Here is a 17,766-nt window from a genome sequence, read left to right on the forward strand (position 1 = left end):
CAAATACCGGCGACATAGCAAAAGCGTGCATCGCTGGCAGTGAAAAAACCGACGGGCAGTAGTATGCCGTCGTTTTATGACTCTTATTAGTGTAAAACACGATGTCAGACTCCGAGATTCGGGTCGGTGAAAACCAGGGAAAACACCGCCAGGAAGAACGCACATGCATTCACTGGCGCGGAGAAAAAAGCAGGTTAGCCAGCTCGGGAGTCCTGCGTTGCGCTGCGGGACAGGCAACTTCGGGCAAATGGCGGAAAGGATTGAGTCAGTGACGCAGTGGCGTCAGAAGAAAAGCGCGGCAGGCGCAACTCACTCAATAAACAACGGATCATTAATCCTATCACCTCCACGCTCGCCGCAGATGATGCGGTCAGGCTATCACGACAACCATCAGGAAAACGGTCAAACAGTATCGGCAAGCGTCTTGTCGCAGCACTCGCCGGTCTCTCAGGACAAGCGTCGCGCCACATTTTGAGGCCCCCGAATGACGGACAACAAAACCGCCCGCCGTTTATACCTATCCATCCCCGGAAAAGCAAAATGAAAATGGTAAAAAAACCTATCATGTTGGCAAAAACTGCCGATGAACATTGTCAGTCCATCCCCGCGGCATAAAAACTGCTGGCATGGGGCTATCGTGTGGCCTAGAATAGCCATCCAGATGTTAATCCATCTATACTGATTAACTGAATTATTGATTAACGGCTTTAGCTTATAAGGTAAAGAAACTCATGGCTAAACACCTTTTTACGTCCGAGTCGGTCTCCGAAGGACATCCTGATAAAATTGCTGACCAGATTTCCGACGCCGTCCTTGACGCGATTCTGGAGCAGGACCCCAAAGCGCGAGTCGCCTGCGAAACTTACGTAAAAACCGGTATGGTGTTAGTTGGTGGTGAAATCACTACCAGCGCCTGGGTGGATATCGAAGAAATCACACGTCGTACCGTCCGCGACATTGGCTACGTCAACTCAGAAATGGGCTTTGACGCCAACTCTTGCGCGGTACTGAGCGCCATCGGCAAGCAGTCTCCGGACATCAACCAGGGCGTTGACCGTAAAGACCCGCTGGAGCAAGGCGCGGGTGACCAGGGCCTGATGTTCGGCTACGCCACCAACGAAACCGACGTGCTGATGCCAGCACCGATCACCTATGCACACCGTCTGGTACAGCGTCAGTCTGAAGTGCGCAAAAACGGCACCCTGCCGTGGCTGCGTCCCGATGCCAAGAGCCAGGTGACCTTTGCTTACGACAACGGCAAAATCGTTGGTATCGACGCGGTTGTATTGTCTACCCAGCATTCAGAATCCATCGGGCAGAAAGACCTGCAGGAAGCGGTGATGGAAGAGATCATCAAGCCGGTTCTGCCGTCTGAATGGCTCTCTGCCAATACCAAATACTTCATCAACCCGACTGGCCGTTTTGTTATCGGTGGCCCAATGGGTGACTGCGGTCTGACTGGTCGTAAAATCATCGTTGATACTTACGGCGGTGCCGCACGCCACGGTGGTGGTGCATTCTCCGGTAAGGATCCGTCCAAAGTGGACCGCTCCGCTGCCTACGCCGCCCGTTATGTCGCGAAAAACATCGTAGCCGCCGGTCTGGCAGATCGTTGTGAGATCCAGGTGTCATACGCTATCGGCGTTGCAGAACCGACCTCTATCATGGTGGAAACCTTCGGTACGGAGAAAGTCTCCAGCGATCGCCTGGTTGATCTGGTTCGTCAGTTCTTCGACCTGCGCCCTTACGGTTTGATTCAGATGCTGGACTTGCTGCATCCGATCTACCAGAAGACCGCAGCTTACGGTCACTTCGGTCGTGAAGAATTCCCGTGGGAAAAAACCGACGTGGCAGAAAAACTGCGCGATGCCGCAGGCCTGAAATAATCCGATTTTCTGACATGCCAACGGCGAAGCTCTGCTTCGCCGTTTTTTATTGCCGAAGCCTGTGGGCATGATTATGTCTGAAGTCATGATTGTGTCTGCAGCCATGATTGCATCCGGTTCGCCCAGCCCGTAAGCTGCCAGTATGAACACACCACGTCTTCCTATCGCCCTGCAACAAGCGGTCATGCGCTGTCTGCGAGAAAAACTTCAGCAGGCCAATACCGTATTAGGCAGCGATTATCCTGAACCGGTCATCAACTACCAGCAACGCGGTTCCACAGCGGGCAGCGCCTGGCTCAAAGAGTGGGAAATCCGCCTCAACCCTGTGTTATTACTGGAAAACCAGCAGCCGTTTATTGACGAAGTCGTGCCGCACGAACTGGCGCACCTGCTGGTCTATGCCCGTTTTGGTAAAACCGCGCCACACGGTCAGCAATGGCGCTGGATGATGGAAAGCGTGTTGAACGTCCCCGCCCGTCGTACCCATCAGTTTGCGACAGCATCAGTCCAGGGGAAAACCTTCCCTTATGAATGCGCCTGTCGCCACCATGAACTCACTGTGCGTCGGCATAACCGGGTACTCAAGGGCGAATCAGAATACCGGTGTCGCTCTTGCGGCGAACGGTTACGCGCTCTTGTAACAAAACCTGCTTAAACAAAAATAGCTGGCATTTAATACTGTATTTTTTGAGTTTGCCTGTACGGTCTTCCTCAGGTACGCTGCCCGTTTTTACCCCTGCAGGTGACGTTGGAATATGCTTCGCAATATTGTCATTTTCGCGGTGTTGGGCGCAGGCCTGACAACGCTGGCCGTAGCCGGTCAGAACATCAATAATTTCACGCAAGCCAAAGCCGCCGCCGTGAAAATCCATCAGGATGCCCCCGGTACCTTCTACTGCGGCTGTACCATTAACTGGCAGGGTAAAAAAGGGACGCCGGACCTGGCCTCCTGCGGCTATCAGGTTCGCAAAGACGCCAACCGCGCTCATCGTATTGAGTGGGAACACGTCGTGCCTGCATGGCAATTTGGGAATCAGCGCCAGTGCTGGCAAGACGGTGGACGCAAGAACTGTACCAAAGACGATGTTTACCGCCAGATGGAAACCGATCTGCACAACCTGCAACCGTCAATTGGTGAAGTGAACGGCGATCGCGGCAACTTCATGTACAGCCAGTGGAATGGTGGTGAGCGTCAATATGGCCAGTGCGAGATGAAGATTGATTTTAAAAACCAACTGGCAGAACCGCCCGAACGAGCACGCGGTGCTATCGCCCGCACCTACTTCTATATGCGTGATCGCTACCATCTGAACCTGTCCCGCCAGCAGACCCAACTGTTTGATGTCTGGAGCAAACAATACCCGGTCACCGCATGGGAATGTACCCGTGAAAAACGTATCGCAGCGATACAAGGCAACCATAACCCCTATGTGCAAGAGGCTTGCCAGCCCTGATACTGCTCCCTACTATAACGGCTTGTCTCTTATAATAAGCGCCGCCGTCGCCACCGTTGCTATAACGGTGGCCGGGGTCTGTCAGGCTTTGCCCCTTCGATTAACTACCACCTAAGGCCAGATTATTCATGCGAATACCGCGCATTTTTCATCCCGATACGCTTGCCCCACAAGGGGGAGAAACCGATCTGAGCGAAGACGCCGCCAACCATGTAGGCCGAGTACTTCGCATGAGCGCCGGGCAGGCGCTGCAACTGTTTGACGGCAGTAATCAGGTTTTCGAGGCCGAGATTGTGCAGGCCGGGAAAAAAAACGTGCGGGTCCGTTATGCCGCCGGTCAAACGGAAGACCGGGAGTCGCCCTTGCACCTGCATTTGGGCCAGGTGATGTCACGTGGCGAAAAAATGGAATTCACTATCCAAAAATCCATCGAGCTGGGTGTTAATATCATCACTCCGCTGCTATCCGAACGTTGCGGCGTCAAACTGGATGGTGAACGGCTGGAGAAGAAAATCGCGCAGTGGCAAAAAATCGCCATTGCGGCCTGCGAACAGTGCGGCAGAAACCGGATACCGGATATTCGTCCAGTCCAGACGTTGGAAAGCTGGTGCGCGGAATCGGACAATGGGTTAAAACTGAACCTGCATCCGCGGGCGTCGCAACACATCAATACATTGCCGTTGCCGCTATCACGCATCCGGTTGTTGATTGGCCCGGAAGGCGGATTATCAGCAGACGAAATCGCCATGACCGCAACCCAGGGATTTACTGATATCCTGCTGGGGCCTCGCGTTCTGCGTACAGAAACCACCGCGCTCACCGCAATCACCGCGCTTCAGGTGCGATTCGGCGATTTGGGGTAAAGGAGAGAATAATGAGAAAACTCGGTATCGTGATGGACCCGATTTCGTCCATCAATATCAAGAAAGACACCAGCTTTGCGATGTTGCAGGAAGCCCAGCGTCGTGGCTGGGAACTGCACTATATGGAAATGGGCGACCTCTACCTGCACGCAGGTGAAGCCCGGGCCACCACCCGCACGCTGAGCGTTCAATACGATTACAACCATTGGTATGACTTCGGTGCGACGCAGGACATCGCTCTGCATGAATTAGATGTGGTGTTGATGCGCAAAGACCCGCCATTTGACACTGAATTCATCTACGCCACCTATATTCTGGAGCGGGCGGAAGAGAAAGGGACGCTCATCGTTAACAAACCGCAAAGCCTGCGCGATTGTAACGAGAAACTGTTCACCGCCTGGTTCCCGCAGTTAACGCCAGATACGCTGGTTACCCGCAATGCCGATCGGCTGCGTGCGTTCCATCAGCACCACAGCGACGTCATCTTAAAACCACTCGATGGCATGGGCGGCGCGTCGATTTTCCGCCTGAAGCCGGAGGATGCTAACGTATCGGTCATTATCGAAACTCTGACCGAACACGGTAGCCGTTACTGCATGGCGCAAAACTACCTGCCTGCCATTAAAGACGGCGATAAACGCGTACTGGTGGTCGATGGCGAACCGGTGCCTTACTGCCTGGCACGCATTCCGAAAAGCGGTGAAACCCGTGGGAATCTGGCTGCGGGTGGCCGGGGCGAAGCCCGCCCGCTCAGCGAAAGCGACTGGCAGATTGCCCGTACCGTCGCACCGGTACTGAAACAGAAAGGCTTGATCTTCGTCGGGCTGGATATCATTGGCGATCGCCTGACCGAAATTAACGTCACCAGCCCAACCTGTGTGCGTGAAATCGAAGCCGCCTATCCGGATGTCTCTATTACTGGCATGCTGATGGACGCGATTGACCGCAGGCTGGCTCAGCGTTAACGATACACGGACCGTATCCCGGTCGGTGATGTAGAGCTCCACCCGGTTCGCTGCCTGGCGGCGAACCGGAAACATTCACTCCGACAGAGAAGCGATAATAAAGACGATGAATTTACAGCACCATTTTCTGATTGCGATGCCCTCTCTGCAGGACTCGGTGTTCAGGCGGACGGTGATTTATATCTGCGAACACAATGAAGACGGCGCCATGGGTCTTATCATCAACAAACCAATGGAACAGTTCACCGTCGAGAACATCCTCAAAAAGCTGAAGATTACGCCGGATCGCCGTGATACCGCCATTCGCCTCGACAAGCCGGTGTTTTCCGGTGGCCCGCTGGCGGACGATCGCGGCTTTATCCTGCATACCCCTTGTCCAGGTTTTGCCTCCAGCATCAGTATTTCCGACGAAACCATGATCACCACGTCAAAAGATGTGCTGGAAACGTTGGGGACGCCGGAGCAACCGCGCAATACACTGGTTGCGTTGGGTTACTCGGCCTGGGAAGGGGGCCAATTGGAGAGCGAACTGCTGGAAAACGCCTGGCTGACCGTGCCAGCGGACCACCACCTGTTATTCCATACACCGATTGCTGAGCGCTGGCGCGCTGCTGCCAAAAAACTGGGTGTGGATATTCATAATATCGCAGCCGAAGCGGGGCATGCCTGATGGGAAACCGAACCTTACTGGCCTTCGACTTCGGCACCCGCAGTATTGGCGTTGCTATCGGCCAGGAAATCACTGGGACAGCCCGCCCGTTGACATCACTGAAAGCGCAGGATGGCATACCCGACTGGCAGAAAGTAGAGAAACTGCTCAACGAGTGGCAGCCCGCATTAGTCATCGTCGGCCTTCCGCTGAATATGGATGGTACCGAACAACCGCTGACCGCACGGGCTCGTAAATTTGCCCAGCGCCTGCATGGCCGTTTCGGCGTCATCGTTGAGTTGCATGATGAGCGGCTCAGTACCGTGGAAGCACGTGCAGATCTGTTCGAACGCGGTGGATTCCGGGCGCTTGATAAAGGCAGCGTCGATGCGGCCTCCGCGGTGATTATTCTGGAAAGTTGGTTCGAGCAGCAATTTACCCAACCGCAGTAAACCTGACCCGGCAAGCCACGTCGTCCTCACCTTTGTTATCAAGATTTTTCTTACTGGTATAAACAATTCAGGCCCGCCAAAGCGAGCCTGAGTGAAATATGTCGTGCACAACAACTGACGTAGATTACTCGTCTGGGTAATCGCGCAGGAACCCTTCCAGGTCTTCCACCATTGAGGTGTTGCCGACAAAGAACGGCGCACGCTGATGCAATTTCTGCGGGACAAGATCCAGAATGCGGTTTTTACCATCACTGGCTTTACCACCTGCCTGCTCGGCCAAAAACGCCATCGGATTACATTCGTACAGCAAGCGCAGTTTCCCTTCCGGGTAGCTGGCGGTACTGGGGTAGAGGTAGATGCCGCCCTTCAACAGGTTACGGTGGAAATCCGCCACCAGCGAACCGATATAACGAGTGGTATACGGGCGCTGTGTCGCCTCGTCCTGTTCCTGACAGTACTTGATGTACTTCTTCACGCCTTGCGGGAATTTGATGTAGTTCCCTTCGTTGATGGAGTACATATTGCCTTTCTCCGGGAAACGCACGCGTTCGTGAGACAGGCAGAACACCCCCAGCGATGGGTCATAGGTAAAGGCATGCACGCCATGACCGGTGGTGTACACCAGCATGGTAGAAGACCCGTAAACGATATAACCCGCGGCAACCTGCTTGTGACCAGGCTGGAGGAAATCCTCCTCGCGCACCGGCATTCCCAGCGGAGTAATACGACGGTAAATGGAGAAAATGGTTCCGACAGAGACATTCACGTCAATATTGGAAGAGCCGTCCAGCGGGTCCATCAATACCACGTATTTGGCATTTTCAGCGCGCTCACCGTCGAAGATAACGATTTCGTCTTCTTCTTCGGAAGCAATCCCTGCCACCTCGCCACGGGCTTTTAGCGCCGCTTTCAGCTTTTCATTGGCGTACAGATCGAGTTTCATCTGTACTTCGCCCTGAACGTTGGATACGCCGCTGGTGCCCAGAATATCCACCAGACCGGCTTTGTTAATGTCACGGTGAATAATCTTCGCACCCAGTTTGATGGCAGAAAGCAGGGCCGTCAGCTCACCAGTGGCGTGAGAGAAATCGTGCTGTTTTTCGACGATAAATTCGCCTAACGTTTTCATAACACTATTCCAGAATCTACGAATGAAAAGCGGTTTTATTTTTGTACCGCCAGCGTTTGCGTCTGCAGTGTAGCCCAAAGAGAAAGCGAGTACCTAGCAAATCCATTTCTTATGACGTATTCCAGGCGTTAGAATGGACGGCAGACTCTCTGAATATAGATGGAAAATGTATGCGTATTCATATTTTAGGAATCTGTGGCACCTTCATGGGAGGACTGGCGTTGCTGGCCCGATCACAAGGACATCAGGTAACCGGTTCGGATGCTAACGTCTATCCGCCAATGAGTACCTTACTGGAAGAGCAAGGGATTACCCTTATCCAGGGTTACGACCCCGCACAGTTGGATCCGGCACCGGATCTGGTCATCATTGGCAATGCCATGACCCGTGGCAACCCCTGCGTTGAGGCGGTACTGGAACAAAATATCCCGTATATGTCCGGCCCGCAATGGCTGCATGACCATGTTCTGCGCGAGCGCTGGGTCATCGCTGTTGCCGGGACCCACGGCAAAACCACCACTGCCGGTATGGTGACCTGGATTCTGGAAGATTGCGGCTATCAGCCGGGATTCGTCATCGGCGGCGTACCGGGTAACTTCACCGTTTCCGCCCGTCTGGGCGACAGCCCATTCTTCGTGGTAGAAGCCGACGAGTACGACTGTGCCTTCTTCGACAAGCGTTCCAAGTTCGTTCACTACAGCCCGCGGACACTCATTCTGAATAATCTGGAATTTGACCACGCCGATATCTTTGACGACCTCAAAGCCATTCAGAAGCAGTTCCACCATCTGGTACGTCTGGTGCCGGGGAAAGGTCGTATCATCGTTCCATCGCATGACCTGCACCTGAAGCAGGTAATGGGCATGGGATGCTGGAGCGAACAAGAACTGGTGGGTGAAGAAGGGATCTGGAAGGCGAAAAAAGTCACCACCGACGCCAGCGTGTTTCAGGTATACCTCGACGATCAACTGGTTGGGGAAGTCACCTGGAATCTGGTGGGTGAGCACAACATGCATAACGGCCTGATGGCTATCGCGGCAGCGCGTCATGTCGGTGTCACACCAGCAGAAGCCTGCCGGGCGCTGGGTGGTTTTATTAATGCCCGCCGTCGTCTGGAACTGCGCGGTACCGCGCACGGCGTGTCGGTGTATGACGATTTTGCCCACCATCCGACAGCCATTCTGGCAACACTGGCTGCGCTGCGCAGCAAAGTGGGTGGGACCGCACGCATTCTCGCCGTGCTGGAACCCCGCTCCAACACCATGAAGATGGGTCATTGCAAAAACGAGTTAGCTCCTTCTCTGGGGCGTGCTGATGGTGTATTCCTGTTCCAGCCCCAACATATCCCCTGGCAGGTCTCTGAAGTAGCTGACGCCTGTGTTCAGCCAGCCTACTGGAGCGCCGATATCGATACGCTGGTGGAGATGGTCAGTAAAGTCGCTCAGCCGGGCGATCATATTCTGGTGATGAGCAACGGTGGTTTCGGCAATATTCACAACAAACTGCTGGATGCCCTGAATACCAAAGCTCAGGCGACGCACAACGAAGATTGACTGAGACTGCCACGATACGATGCCTGCTCGCCGACAACCCGCTTGTCGGCGAGCAGACAAGAGTGGAAAGGTAAAGACAGATATTAAAAGGCAAAAAGCAAAAAGGACGGGCTAAGCCCGTCCTTTTTCATGCAGCAACCACTGACATTATGCGTCGAAAGGATCGCGCAGAATCATGGTTTCTTCACGGTCTGGCCCCGTGGAAATGATATCCACCGGTACACCCGTTACTTCTTCGATACGCTTAATGTAGTTCAGCGCTGCCTGCGGCAATTTGCTGCGCTCTTTCACACCGAAGGTGCTTTCAGACCAGCCCGGCAATGATTCATAAATCGGCTCGATACCTTCCCAGCCGTCTGCAGCCAACGGAGTGACATCCACATTGCTGCCATCAGGCATACGGTAACCGACGCAGATTTTCACTTCACTCAGACCATCCAGCACATCCAGTTTGGTCAGGCAGAAACCGGACAGGGAGTTAATCTGCACCGCACGGCGTACCGCCACCGCATCCAGCCAGCCAGTACGACGGCGACGACCGGTGGTTGCACCAAACTCATTACCTTTCTGCGACAGATGTTCGCCAACATCATCGAACAGCTCAGTCGGGAACGGACCTGCGCCGACACGTGTGGAGTAGGCTTTAACGATACCCAATACATAATCCACGTAACGCGGCCCCAGACCAGAACCGGTCGCTACACCACCTGCGGTGGTATTGGAGGAGGTCACATACGGATAGGTACCGTGGTCGATATCCAGCAACGTACCCTGCGCCCCTTCGAACATGACGAAATCGCCACGCTGATGCGCTTTGAACAACAAATCGGATACGTCTACGACCATGCCGGTCAGGATGTCAGCGACTGCCAACACATCATCCAGCGTTTTCTGGTAATCCACCGGATCGGCTTTGTAGTAATGCACCAACTGGAAGTTATGGTATTCCATAATTTCTTTCAGCTTGATGGCAAAACTTTCCTGATCGAACAGATCGCCAACGCGCAAACCACGACGTGCGACTTTATCTTCATACGCCGGGCCGATACCACGGCCAGTCGTACCGATAGCTTTCGCGCCACGTGCTTTTTCGCGGGCGTTATCCAGCGCAACATGGTACGGCAGAATCAGCGGGCAGGCTTCGGAAAGCAACAGACGCTCACGCACCGGCACGCCACGCGCTTCAAGTGCGGTCATTTCCTTCAGAAGCGCATCCGGCGCCAGCACAACACCGTTACCGATGATGCTGATGACATTCTCGCGCAGAATACCGGAGGGAATTAAATGGAGAACGGTTTTTTCACCGTTGATAACCAGCGTGTGACCAGCATTGTGACCACCCTGGTAGCGCACAACATATTTGGCCCGTTCAGTCAGCAGGTCTACGACCTTGCCTTTACCTTCGTCACCCCATTGGGTGCCCAGTACGACAACGTTCTTACCCATCTCAAGAATCACCAGATTGGTTAAAAAAGGATTCTAGCATCTCATCTTTCGGCTTTCAGTAGTTTTAGCACACGATTGCGCACATTTTTAGTGGAAATTTCAGCCGCCAGTTCGACTACGCAACATGTAGTAGATCACACACCCCGCAACCACAATTCCACCGCCAAACCGACGCAAAATATTGTCAGGTAGCTGCGCCATCGTCAGGATCATCCGACGCCAGATACGGGGAAACAGCAAAGGCCCCAACCCTTCCATAATCAGCACTAACCCCAGCGCTAGCCAGATGCTCACATTCATAAAAAAACTCCAGACAGAAAAAAGCCCGTAAAAACGGGCTTGATAGTGTAGCGACAGACAACCTTAACGCGCCGGGAGACTCTTTTCAGGCGATTTCATATAGCGGAAGAAATCGCTGTCAGGGCTCAACACCAGCACATCCTGATTGGAACTGTTAAAGCTATGCTCATACGCTCGCAGACTACGAATAAAGCCATAGAACTCCGGGTCCTGACTGAATGCGGCAGCAAACAGTTTTGCCGCTTCGGCATCGCCTTCACCGCGCATGATGCGCCCCTGGCGTTCCGCTTCGGCCAGTGTACGGGTCACTTCATAGTCAGCAGCTGCCTTGATCTTCTCTGCCTGCTCCTGGCCTTGAGAACGATGACGACGGGCAACCGCTTCACGCTCAGCACGCATACGCTGGTAGATAGCATCCGAGACTTCGGTCGGCAGGTTGATCTGCTTGATACGCACATCAATCACTTCAATACCGAGCGCCGCCATACTATTCGGGTTAACCCGCGGCATATCGCCAGTGGTTTCGCGAGCGACACGCGCAGCAGCAGAAGCAATCGCGTTATCCGCTTCGGTGGTTTCACCCGTACCGTTATTCAGCGCTTCGCGCACGTCAGACATCAACTGACCGCGGGAATCGGTGACGATACCTTTAACATCCAGACGACCGATTTCAGAACGCAGACGGTCACTGAATTTACGCTTGAGCAGCACTTCTGCCTGAGAGACGTCACCACCGCCAGTCGCAAGATAGTAACGACTGAAATCGCTGATACGCCATTTGATATACGAGTCGACGATCAGGTCTTTCTGTTCTTTGGTAATGAAGCGATCAGCCTGGTTTTCCATCGTCTGGATGCGAGCATCCAGCATTTTTACCGACTCCAGGAAGGGGATCTTCACATGCAGACCGGGCAGATACACCTGCGGCTTATTTTCACTATCGCGCAACACTTTACCAAAACGCATGACGATGCCGCGTTGGCCTTCCTGCACCACAAACAGCGAGGCATAGACCACCACCAGTAACAGGGCAAGAATAAAGAGGACTGACTTACGCATAATTATTCTCTCCCTACGCGAATGATCTCGTCACGCTGCGCGTTGGCGCGGCGTTGATCCATAATGTTACCGTTGTTGGAAGAACGCGGCGCATAGCTGGCACCGCTACTGCCAGATGTCGACGGCAGGCGCAACGGCGCGGGATTCGCTGCATTACCGCTGGCAGGTGCGCTTGCCGGGAAGTTTCCCTGACCTCGCATCAATTGATCGAGCGGCAGCACCATCAGGTTGTTGCTCTTGTCGCTCACCAGCACCTTGTTGGTGTGACTCAGCACACGTTCCATGGTTTCAATATAGAGACGCTCACGGGTAATTTCCGGTGCAGCCTTATATTCTGGCAACAAACGAGAGAAACGAGACACTTCACCCTGCGCTTCCAGCACGGTACGGTCTTTATAGGCACGGGATTCTTCCAGAATACGCTGTGCCTGACCATTGGCGCGCGGCTGGACTTCATTAGCGTAGGCTTCCGCCTCACGAATGTACTGCTGCTCGTTTTCACGGGCGGCAATCGCATCGTCAAATGCGGCTTTAACTTCTTCAGGCGGACGGGCAGTCTGGAAGTTCACATCCAGCAAGGTAATACCCATATCGTACGGACGCACGGTCTCTTCCAGCACACGCTGGGTATCCGTACGCACAATGGTACGCCCTTCCGTCAGGATTTTATCCATCGTGTACTTACCGATAACGCCACGCAGCGCGCTATCGGTCGCCTGACGCAGGCTGTCGTCAGCATTGGTAACGCTAAACAGGTATTTTTCCGGCTGAGTGACACGGTACTGGACGTTCATCTCCACCCGCACCACGTTTTCGTCGGATGTCAGCATAACGCCGGATGTCGCCAGCTCGCGGACTGACTCCACGTTGACGGCACGTACCGCATCAACAAAGGTCGGTTTCCAGTTAAGACCTGGCCCCACCAGATGGCTGAATTTGCCAAAGCGGGTGACCACACCACGTTCGGCTTCCTTGATGGTATAAAAACCGCTGACACCCCATACCACCACGACTGCCGCTACGACCAGTCCCAGAATACGGCCACTGTTTCCACTACTGCCCAGAGAACCAGAGCCGGAACCTGATGATTTACCGCCCAGATCGCCGAGTTTTTTGCTCAACTTACGGAATATATCATCGAGGTCAGGCGGCCCCTGATCCCGTCCACCTTTATTGTTTCCGCCAGAGTTGCCGCTATTGTTATTGCTGCTCCCCCACGGGTCGCGGTCCTGTCCGTTGTTACCGGGCTGATTCCACGCCATGTTTAGCTCCATTCATTATGATAGGTATTTTTTGGGGTCAATGTCCCAGAGTTACGAGACTGTCTGTGTCGATGAGACAATATAATCTTGCAATTTCTGCTCCTGTTTACACAGGCGCCGCCAGTCGATAATGGGCATTCTGACCACCAACCCTACGCTGCCGTCTTCCTCAATCCACTCTTTTTCTATTGCCTGAAGCTGATAAAAACGACTTCTCAGGCGACCAGCCTCTGCCGGAAGATGCAACGAATAATGTGCAATTTCCCCGGACAGTCGTTCGGTCAACGCCTGAAATAATAATGGGATTCCTTCCCCGGTTTGAGCAGAAAGCCATACCCTGACTGGGCGGTTTTCCTCATCACGGTCGATACGCGGTGCAATATTCTCCAGCCGGTCAATTTTGTTCATGACCAGTAAAAAAGGAATATCATCCGCTTCTATCTCGGCTAACACCTCGTTGACGGCATCGATATTTTCATCGACACGGGCGTCGGAGGCATCGACCACGTGCAGTAATAAGGTGGCTTCCCGGGTTTCCTGCAATGTCGCCTTGAATGCCGCCACCAGGTCGTGCGGCAAATCGCGGATAAACCCGACTGTATCTGCCAGCACAGTATCACCGACATCATCGACCTCAATACGGCGCAATGTCGGATCCAGTGTGGCAAACAACTGGTCTGCAGCATAGACATCCGCAGCTGTCATATGATTGAACAGGGTTGATTTACCTGCGTTGGTATATCCCACCAACGAAACAGTCGGCACTTCAGCACGCGTACGTGCCCGCCGTCCCTGCTCGCGCTGTTTTTCCACCCGTTCAAGACGAGACAAGATCTGACTAATGCGGTTGCGTAACAAGCGACGGTCGGTTTCCAACTGAGTTTCACCCGGTCCGCGCAGACCGATACCGCCTTTCTGGCGCTCAAGGTGCGTCCAGCCACGAACCAGACGCGTCGCCAGATGGCGTAATTGCGCCAGCTCAACCTGTAATTTCCCTTCATGGGTACGGGCGCGTTGGGCAAAGATATCCAGGATCAACCCGGTACGGTCAATCACCCGGCACTCGCACAGGCGCTCCAGATTGCGCTCTTGCGCTGGCGTCAACGCATGATTAAACAACACGACAAAGGCACCGGTCGCTTTAACCGCCTGCGCGATTTCCTCCGCCTTGCCTTCGCCGACAAAATACTTGGAGTGCGGCGCTTTACGGCTGCCAGTAATCACCTGCAACGCGTCTATTCCGGCTGAAGACACCAGAGACTCGAACTCCAGCAGGTCTTCAGTATCTTTCTCTTGCGAAAAGTAAATATGAACTAGTATGGCCTGTTCACCGGCTTCATAACGGTCAAACAACCGGACACCCTCTCAGAAAAAAGCGACCACGGCAGTGAAAGCCGCTGAAATCAGCACTTTTCCCGCCGTGGTAAACTGGTAAGGACGCGTTATTCAGCGTCATCACTTTCCTGTTGCGGCTGTTGCTGCGCCGCCTGATTGTTGGCATGGTAGTTATTTGAGCCAGGATTATTACTGTGATGCGATACCGGGCGAGAAGGAACTACCGTTGAAATGGCGTGTTTGTACACCATCTGACTAACCGTGTTTTTCAGCAGAATCACAAACTGATCGAAAGACTCAATCTGGCCTTGCAGTTTGATGCCGTTAACCAAATAAATCGAAACCGGAACACGTTCACGACGCAAAGCGTTCAAGAACGGATCTTGCAAAGATTGCCCCTTAGCCATTCTATATTTTCCTTATTTGCTTGTTGTTTGTAACAAAGAACCCTGCGGCCCTAAAATAACGTTATAAAAATTTGTGCCGAGAATCAGTCAATTGTAGACACAGGCAATTGTACACAATCGTCTAACCTATGCACTAACAACCTGAATCACCGTGCGTAACGCTTCTGCGGGCTGATCGCTGTCAAGCCAGCGCACCCCTTCCCAGCCACGCAACCAGGTCATCTGGCGTTTCGCCAGTTGCCGGGTAGCGCAGATGCCACGATACACCATCTCATCGTAATCGATCTCGCCCGACAAATATGACCACATCTGGCGGTATCCGACACAACGAATTGACGGCAACGCAGGGTTCAGATCTGGTCGGGCAAACAATGCCCGGGCCTCTGTTTCAAAACCTGATTCCAACATCTGCCGAAAACGTAACGCTATCCGTTCATGCAACAACTCACGTGTCGCGGGAGCAATCGCAAACTGATGAACACGATAGGGCAACGCTTCACCGGATGTCTTTGTCAACTCAGTTAAAGTGTTACCTGAAACGAAAAAAACTTCCAGTGCCCGAGACAGTCTCTGCGGATCATTTGGATGAATCCGAGCCGCCGCCACCGGATCGATGGCACTGAGCTGACGATGTAACGCTTCCCACCCCTCGGTACGCGCACGTTCTTCAATCTCTTGCCGTATGCGGGCATCTGCCGACGGTAGCGGCGACAACCCTTCCAGCAGCGCCTTGAAATACAGCATAGTACCGCCTACCAGCAACGGAATACGCCCAGCGGCGGTTACCTCCGCCATCGCCTGCAACGCATCGCGTCGAAAATCGGCGGCTGAATAGGCCTGCGTCGGATCCAGGATATCCAGCAAACGGTGTGGAGCCCGCGCCAGCTCTTCCTGGCTGGGCTTTGCTGTGCCGATATCCATACCACGATAAATCAGCGCCGAATCCACGCTAATCAACTCAACGGGAAAGTGCTCGCGCAGAGCCATCGCCAGCGCGGTTTTCCCGGAAGCCGTCGGCCCCATAATAAAAATGGCTGGCGGGTATTGCGCCGTATCAAACTCATTCATGCTTCAACGCCTTGATGGCAGATTCAATATCCATCACATATAACAATTCTGACGGCGGCGTTTTCACTTGCGCAGGGCACAGACGCTCGACATCGGACAGCAACTGTACGGCCTGTGGCAACGTCCAGCTTTCGCGCTCACTGCTGAGCTGCCCTGCCATCCACGCCGCTACTGCATCAGGCGTCACGTCATGAGAATCAGCGAGATAGCCTAGCAGGTCAGAAATCAAGTTTTGTAAATTTTGTTGTCTCAATGGTAAAGGTACCGCCCGCAGCGTAGCGCGCGGTGGCGACACTTCAACCTCTATGCCCATCAGGGCCAGCAACGGCTGTTGCTGCTGGACAACCGCCAGTTCGGATGCATTTAGCGTCAGTCGCTGCGGAATTAATAGTGGCTGAGGGCGCAATCCTTCGCCATTCTCCGGCGGCGTCAATTGCGCCTGGCGCAGATAACGCTCCGCGACAACTAACGACAAGAGCGCCAGCCCCTGGCGGTACTCCACCAATGCATAAGCTGGAGGATAGACAGTCAACACGCGCCCTAACCCCAGCGAGTGGCTCGCCAGCGGCAGGTCATCGTTCTCCACCACGTAATGCGGCCTAACCAGTGAATCCTGCGCTGGCGGTGCCTCGCGAGCAACCGTCTGCGGGCGTGACGATTCGTTATGCAACAAGCGCTGGTACAGCTCGCCCTGTTTCTTGTCGTAACCCGCCGTCTGGACTCTGGCTGGCTGCGACTCACGCGCCGGACGCCCCACCTCACCGGATTCACGAGCGGTAAAGGCAGAGGAGCGCGGCTCCGACGTCAATGTCGGCGTTGCCGGCCGGGCAAAGTGATTTTCCCCCGCGGCGGTGCGGTTTTCCGGCTGCCACACCGTTGACGCCGTCTGCGTATCACCCATCCCATTCAGGCCCGGTGACGCCGCCTGCTGCAGTACCGTCATCACCGCCTGATAGATAAAGTCATGCACCAGCCGGGCCTGATGAAAGCGTACTTCATGCTTCGCCGGATGCACATTCACATCCACCTGATGGGGGTCGACCTCCAGATACAGGACGTAAGCCGGTTGCTGTTCATCACGTAACTGATCCTGATACGCCTGACGAATCGCATGATTAATCAAACGATCACGCATCATGCGCTGATTGACGTAGCAGTACTGCATTTCCGGTAACTGGCGTGAGCCAGCCGGATCGGCCACCCAGCCATGGATATTCAGATCGCCATGCTGCCAGGAAACCGCTAACGCATGCTGTAAAAATGCCGCGCTACAAATACTACCCAGACGCCGTTCACGCTGTGCCGACTCCGACACTGCGCGATATTGACGGATCAACTTACCATTATGGTGCAACGTTATAGCCACATCGAAACGCGCCAGCGCAATGCGCCGCACGACCTCATCGATGTGCATGAACTCAGTCTTTTCGGTACGCAGAAACTTACGCCTGGCCGGGGTATTGTAGAACAGGTCCAGCACTTCCAGCGTCGTCCCCACCGGATGCGCTGCTGGCTTGACGGTCACCGCCATCTCGCGCCCTTCGGCGTAGGCTTGCCACGCTTCTGTCTGCGCGTCGGTGCGGGAAGTCAGCGTCAGGCGTGAAACCGAACTGATACTGGCCAGTGCTTCACCGCGAAACCCCAGGCTGACAATCGCCTCTAAATCATCAAGCGTAGCGATCTTACTGGTGGCATGACGCGCTAACGCCAGCGCCAGATCCGCCTTACTGATACCGCAGCCATTATCCCGAATACGAATCAGCTTCGCGCCACCGCGTTCGATTTCAATATCGATTCGCGTCGCACCGGCATCCAGACTGTTTTCCACCAGTTCTTTGACGACAGAAGCGGGTCGCTCCACTACCTCGCCAGCGGCGATCTGGTTCGCCAACTGGGGGGGCAGTACCTGAATCGACATGAATTCTCCTCGTTTCCCCA

General features: G+C 54.1%; 18 protein-coding genes. 9 read left to right on the forward strand and 9 right to left on the reverse strand.

Features of this window, described 5'->3' with window-relative positions; translation table 11 throughout:
• The first annotated feature begins 276 nt into the window (after positions 1 to 276).
• The 8 genes from DZE2538_RS20960 (at position 277) to ruvX (ending at position 6,269) form a co-directional block, all read left to right on the forward strand.
• Positions 277 to 615 (forward strand): hypothetical protein, encoded by a 339-nt coding sequence (locus DZE2538_RS20960; protein WP_152486148.1) that lies wholly within the window; start codon positions 277 to 279, stop codon positions 613 to 615.
• 116 nt (positions 616 to 731) lie between these two features.
• Complete coding sequence (gene metK / locus DZE2538_RS17030; RefSeq protein ID WP_038916846.1) at positions 732 to 1,886, forward strand: methionine adenosyltransferase; 1,155 nt, start codon at positions 732 to 734, stop codon at positions 1,884 to 1,886.
• A 142-nt stretch (positions 1,887 to 2,028) separates the two neighbouring features.
• A complete protein-coding gene (locus tag DZE2538_RS17035) occupies positions 2,029 to 2,541 on the forward strand; it encodes a SprT family zinc-dependent metalloprotease (protein WP_023640819.1) in 513 nt (170 codons plus the stop codon).
• A gap of 100 nt (positions 2,542 to 2,641) precedes the next feature.
• Complete coding sequence (gene endA, locus DZE2538_RS17040; protein WP_023640820.1) at positions 2,642 to 3,340, forward strand: deoxyribonuclease I; 699 nt, start codon at positions 2,642 to 2,644, stop codon at positions 3,338 to 3,340.
• A gap of 128 nt (positions 3,341 to 3,468) precedes the next feature.
• On the forward strand, positions 3,469 to 4,203 hold the full coding sequence (gene rsmE / locus DZE2538_RS17045; protein WP_038916847.1) for a 16S rRNA (uracil(1498)-N(3))-methyltransferase: 735 nt from the start codon (positions 3,469 to 3,471) through the stop codon (positions 4,201 to 4,203).
• Between the two features lie 11 nt (positions 4,204 to 4,214).
• Positions 4,215 to 5,168, forward strand: coding sequence for a glutathione synthase (gshB, locus tag DZE2538_RS17050; RefSeq protein ID WP_019843316.1), 954 nt, complete (start codon positions 4,215 to 4,217; stop codon positions 5,166 to 5,168).
• Positions 5,169 to 5,274: 106 nt separating this feature from the next.
• On the forward strand, positions 5,275 to 5,838 hold the full coding sequence (locus DZE2538_RS17055) for a YqgE/AlgH family protein (protein ID WP_019843315.1): 564 nt from the start codon (positions 5,275 to 5,277) through the stop codon (positions 5,836 to 5,838).
• Positions 5,838 to 6,269 (forward strand): Holliday junction resolvase RuvX, encoded by a 432-nt coding sequence (ruvX, locus tag DZE2538_RS17060; RefSeq protein WP_038916848.1) that lies wholly within the window; start codon positions 5,838 to 5,840, stop codon positions 6,267 to 6,269. The genes DZE2538_RS17055 and ruvX overlap by 1 nt, the downstream gene beginning before the upstream one ends.
• 124 nt (positions 6,270 to 6,393) lie before the next feature.
• On the opposite strand, the gene fbp is transcribed toward ruvX, so the two are convergent.
• Positions 6,394 to 7,398 carry a class 1 fructose-bisphosphatase gene (gene fbp / locus DZE2538_RS17065; RefSeq protein WP_016940700.1) on the reverse strand — a complete coding sequence of 335 codons (1,005 nt, stop codon included), beginning with the start codon at positions 7,396 to 7,398 and terminating at the stop codon, positions 6,394 to 6,396.
• Between the two features lie 170 nt (positions 7,399 to 7,568).
• Between fbp and mpl the strand changes: the two genes are divergently transcribed.
• Positions 7,569 to 8,951 (forward strand): UDP-N-acetylmuramate:L-alanyl-gamma-D-glutamyl-meso-diaminopimelate ligase, encoded by a 1,383-nt coding sequence (gene mpl, locus DZE2538_RS17070; RefSeq protein ID WP_023640824.1) that lies wholly within the window; start codon positions 7,569 to 7,571, stop codon positions 8,949 to 8,951.
• A 147-nt stretch (positions 8,952 to 9,098) separates the two neighbouring features.
• On the opposite strand, the gene DZE2538_RS17075 is transcribed toward mpl, so the two are convergent.
• From DZE2538_RS17075 to mutL, 8 genes are all read right to left on the reverse strand, one after another.
• A complete protein-coding gene (locus DZE2538_RS17075) occupies positions 9,099 to 10,397 on the reverse strand; it encodes an adenylosuccinate synthase (RefSeq protein WP_012886266.1) in 1,299 nt (432 codons plus the stop codon).
• Between the two features lie 99 nt (positions 10,398 to 10,496).
• The gene (locus tag DZE2538_RS17080) at positions 10,497 to 10,697 is read right to left on the reverse strand and encodes a DUF2065 domain-containing protein (protein WP_012886267.1); all 201 of its coding nucleotides are present in this window, start codon (positions 10,695 to 10,697) and stop codon (positions 10,497 to 10,499) included.
• Positions 10,698 to 10,760: 63 nt separating this feature from the next.
• A complete protein-coding gene (gene hflC, locus DZE2538_RS17085; protein ID WP_012886268.1) occupies positions 10,761 to 11,756 on the reverse strand; it encodes a protease modulator HflC in 996 nt (331 codons plus the stop codon).
• 2 nt (positions 11,757 to 11,758) lie between these two features.
• On the reverse strand, positions 11,759 to 13,018 hold the full coding sequence (gene hflK, locus DZE2538_RS17090; protein WP_038916849.1) for an FtsH protease activity modulator HflK: 1,260 nt from the start codon (positions 13,016 to 13,018) through the stop codon (positions 11,759 to 11,761).
• A gap of 51 nt (positions 13,019 to 13,069) precedes the next feature.
• Entirely contained in the window at positions 13,070 to 14,371 is a 1,302-nt protein-coding gene (gene hflX / locus DZE2538_RS17095; RefSeq protein WP_019843311.1) for a ribosome rescue GTPase HflX, read from the reverse strand.
• Positions 14,372 to 14,460: 89 nt separating this feature from the next.
• The gene (gene hfq, locus DZE2538_RS17100) at positions 14,461 to 14,760 is read right to left on the reverse strand and encodes an RNA chaperone Hfq (RefSeq protein WP_012886271.1); all 300 of its coding nucleotides are present in this window, start codon (positions 14,758 to 14,760) and stop codon (positions 14,461 to 14,463) included.
• A gap of 126 nt (positions 14,761 to 14,886) precedes the next feature.
• Positions 14,887 to 15,828, reverse strand: a complete 942-nt coding sequence (gene miaA / locus DZE2538_RS17105; protein WP_038916850.1) for a tRNA (adenosine(37)-N6)-dimethylallyltransferase MiaA — start codon at positions 15,826 to 15,828, stop codon at positions 14,887 to 14,889.
• A complete protein-coding gene (gene mutL, locus DZE2538_RS17110; protein WP_038916851.1) occupies positions 15,821 to 17,746 on the reverse strand; it encodes a DNA mismatch repair endonuclease MutL in 1,926 nt (641 codons plus the stop codon). Before mutL ends, miaA begins: the two co-directional genes overlap by 8 nt.
• Between the last annotated feature and the right edge of the window lie 20 nt (positions 17,747 to 17,766).

The organism is Dickeya zeae NCPPB 2538 (genome assembly GCF_000406165.1).
In the GTDB taxonomy this organism is placed as follows: domain Bacteria; phylum Pseudomonadota; class Gammaproteobacteria; order Enterobacterales; family Enterobacteriaceae; genus Dickeya; species Dickeya zeae.

Excerpts from the sequence above, each read along its gene's own strand:
- metK (WP_038916846.1), top strand. The coding sequence starts at position 732 with ATGGCTAAACACCTTTTTACGTCCGAGTCGGTCTCCGAAGGACATCCT.
- DZE2538_RS17035 (WP_023640819.1), top strand. The coding sequence starts at position 2,029 with ATGAACACACCACGTCTTCCTATCGCCCTGCAACAAGCGGTCATGCGC.
- endA (WP_023640820.1), top strand. The coding sequence starts at position 2,642 with ATGCTTCGCAATATTGTCATTTTCGCGGTGTTGGGCGCAGGCCTGACA.
- rsmE (WP_038916847.1), top strand. The coding sequence starts at position 3,469 with ATGCGAATACCGCGCATTTTTCATCCCGATACGCTTGCCCCACAAGGG.
- gshB (WP_019843316.1), top strand. The coding sequence starts at position 4,215 with ATGAGAAAACTCGGTATCGTGATGGACCCGATTTCGTCCATCAATATC.
- DZE2538_RS17055 (WP_019843315.1), top strand. The coding sequence starts at position 5,275 with ATGAATTTACAGCACCATTTTCTGATTGCGATGCCCTCTCTGCAGGAC.
- ruvX (WP_038916848.1), top strand. The coding sequence starts at position 5,838 with ATGGGAAACCGAACCTTACTGGCCTTCGACTTCGGCACCCGCAGTATT.
- fbp (WP_016940700.1), bottom strand. The coding sequence starts at position 7,398 with ATGAAAACGTTAGGCGAATTTATCGTCGAAAAACAGCACGATTTCTCT.
- mpl (WP_023640824.1), top strand. The coding sequence starts at position 7,569 with ATGCGTATTCATATTTTAGGAATCTGTGGCACCTTCATGGGAGGACTG.
- DZE2538_RS17075 (WP_012886266.1), bottom strand. The coding sequence starts at position 10,397 with ATGGGTAAGAACGTTGTCGTACTGGGCACCCAATGGGGTGACGAAGGT.
- DZE2538_RS17080 (WP_012886267.1), bottom strand. The coding sequence starts at position 10,697 with ATGAATGTGAGCATCTGGCTAGCGCTGGGGTTAGTGCTGATTATGGAA.
- hflC (WP_012886268.1), bottom strand. The coding sequence starts at position 11,756 with ATGCGTAAGTCAGTCCTCTTTATTCTTGCCCTGTTACTGGTGGTGGTC.
- hflK (WP_038916849.1), bottom strand. The coding sequence starts at position 13,018 with ATGGCGTGGAATCAGCCCGGTAACAACGGACAGGACCGCGACCCGTGG.
- hfq (WP_012886271.1), bottom strand. The coding sequence starts at position 14,760 with ATGGCTAAGGGGCAATCTTTGCAAGATCCGTTCTTGAACGCTTTGCGT.
- miaA (WP_038916850.1), bottom strand. The coding sequence starts at position 15,828 with ATGAATGAGTTTGATACGGCGCAATACCCGCCAGCCATTTTTATTATG.
- mutL (WP_038916851.1), bottom strand. The coding sequence starts at position 17,746 with ATGTCGATTCAGGTACTGCCCCCCCAGTTGGCGAACCAGATCGCCGCT.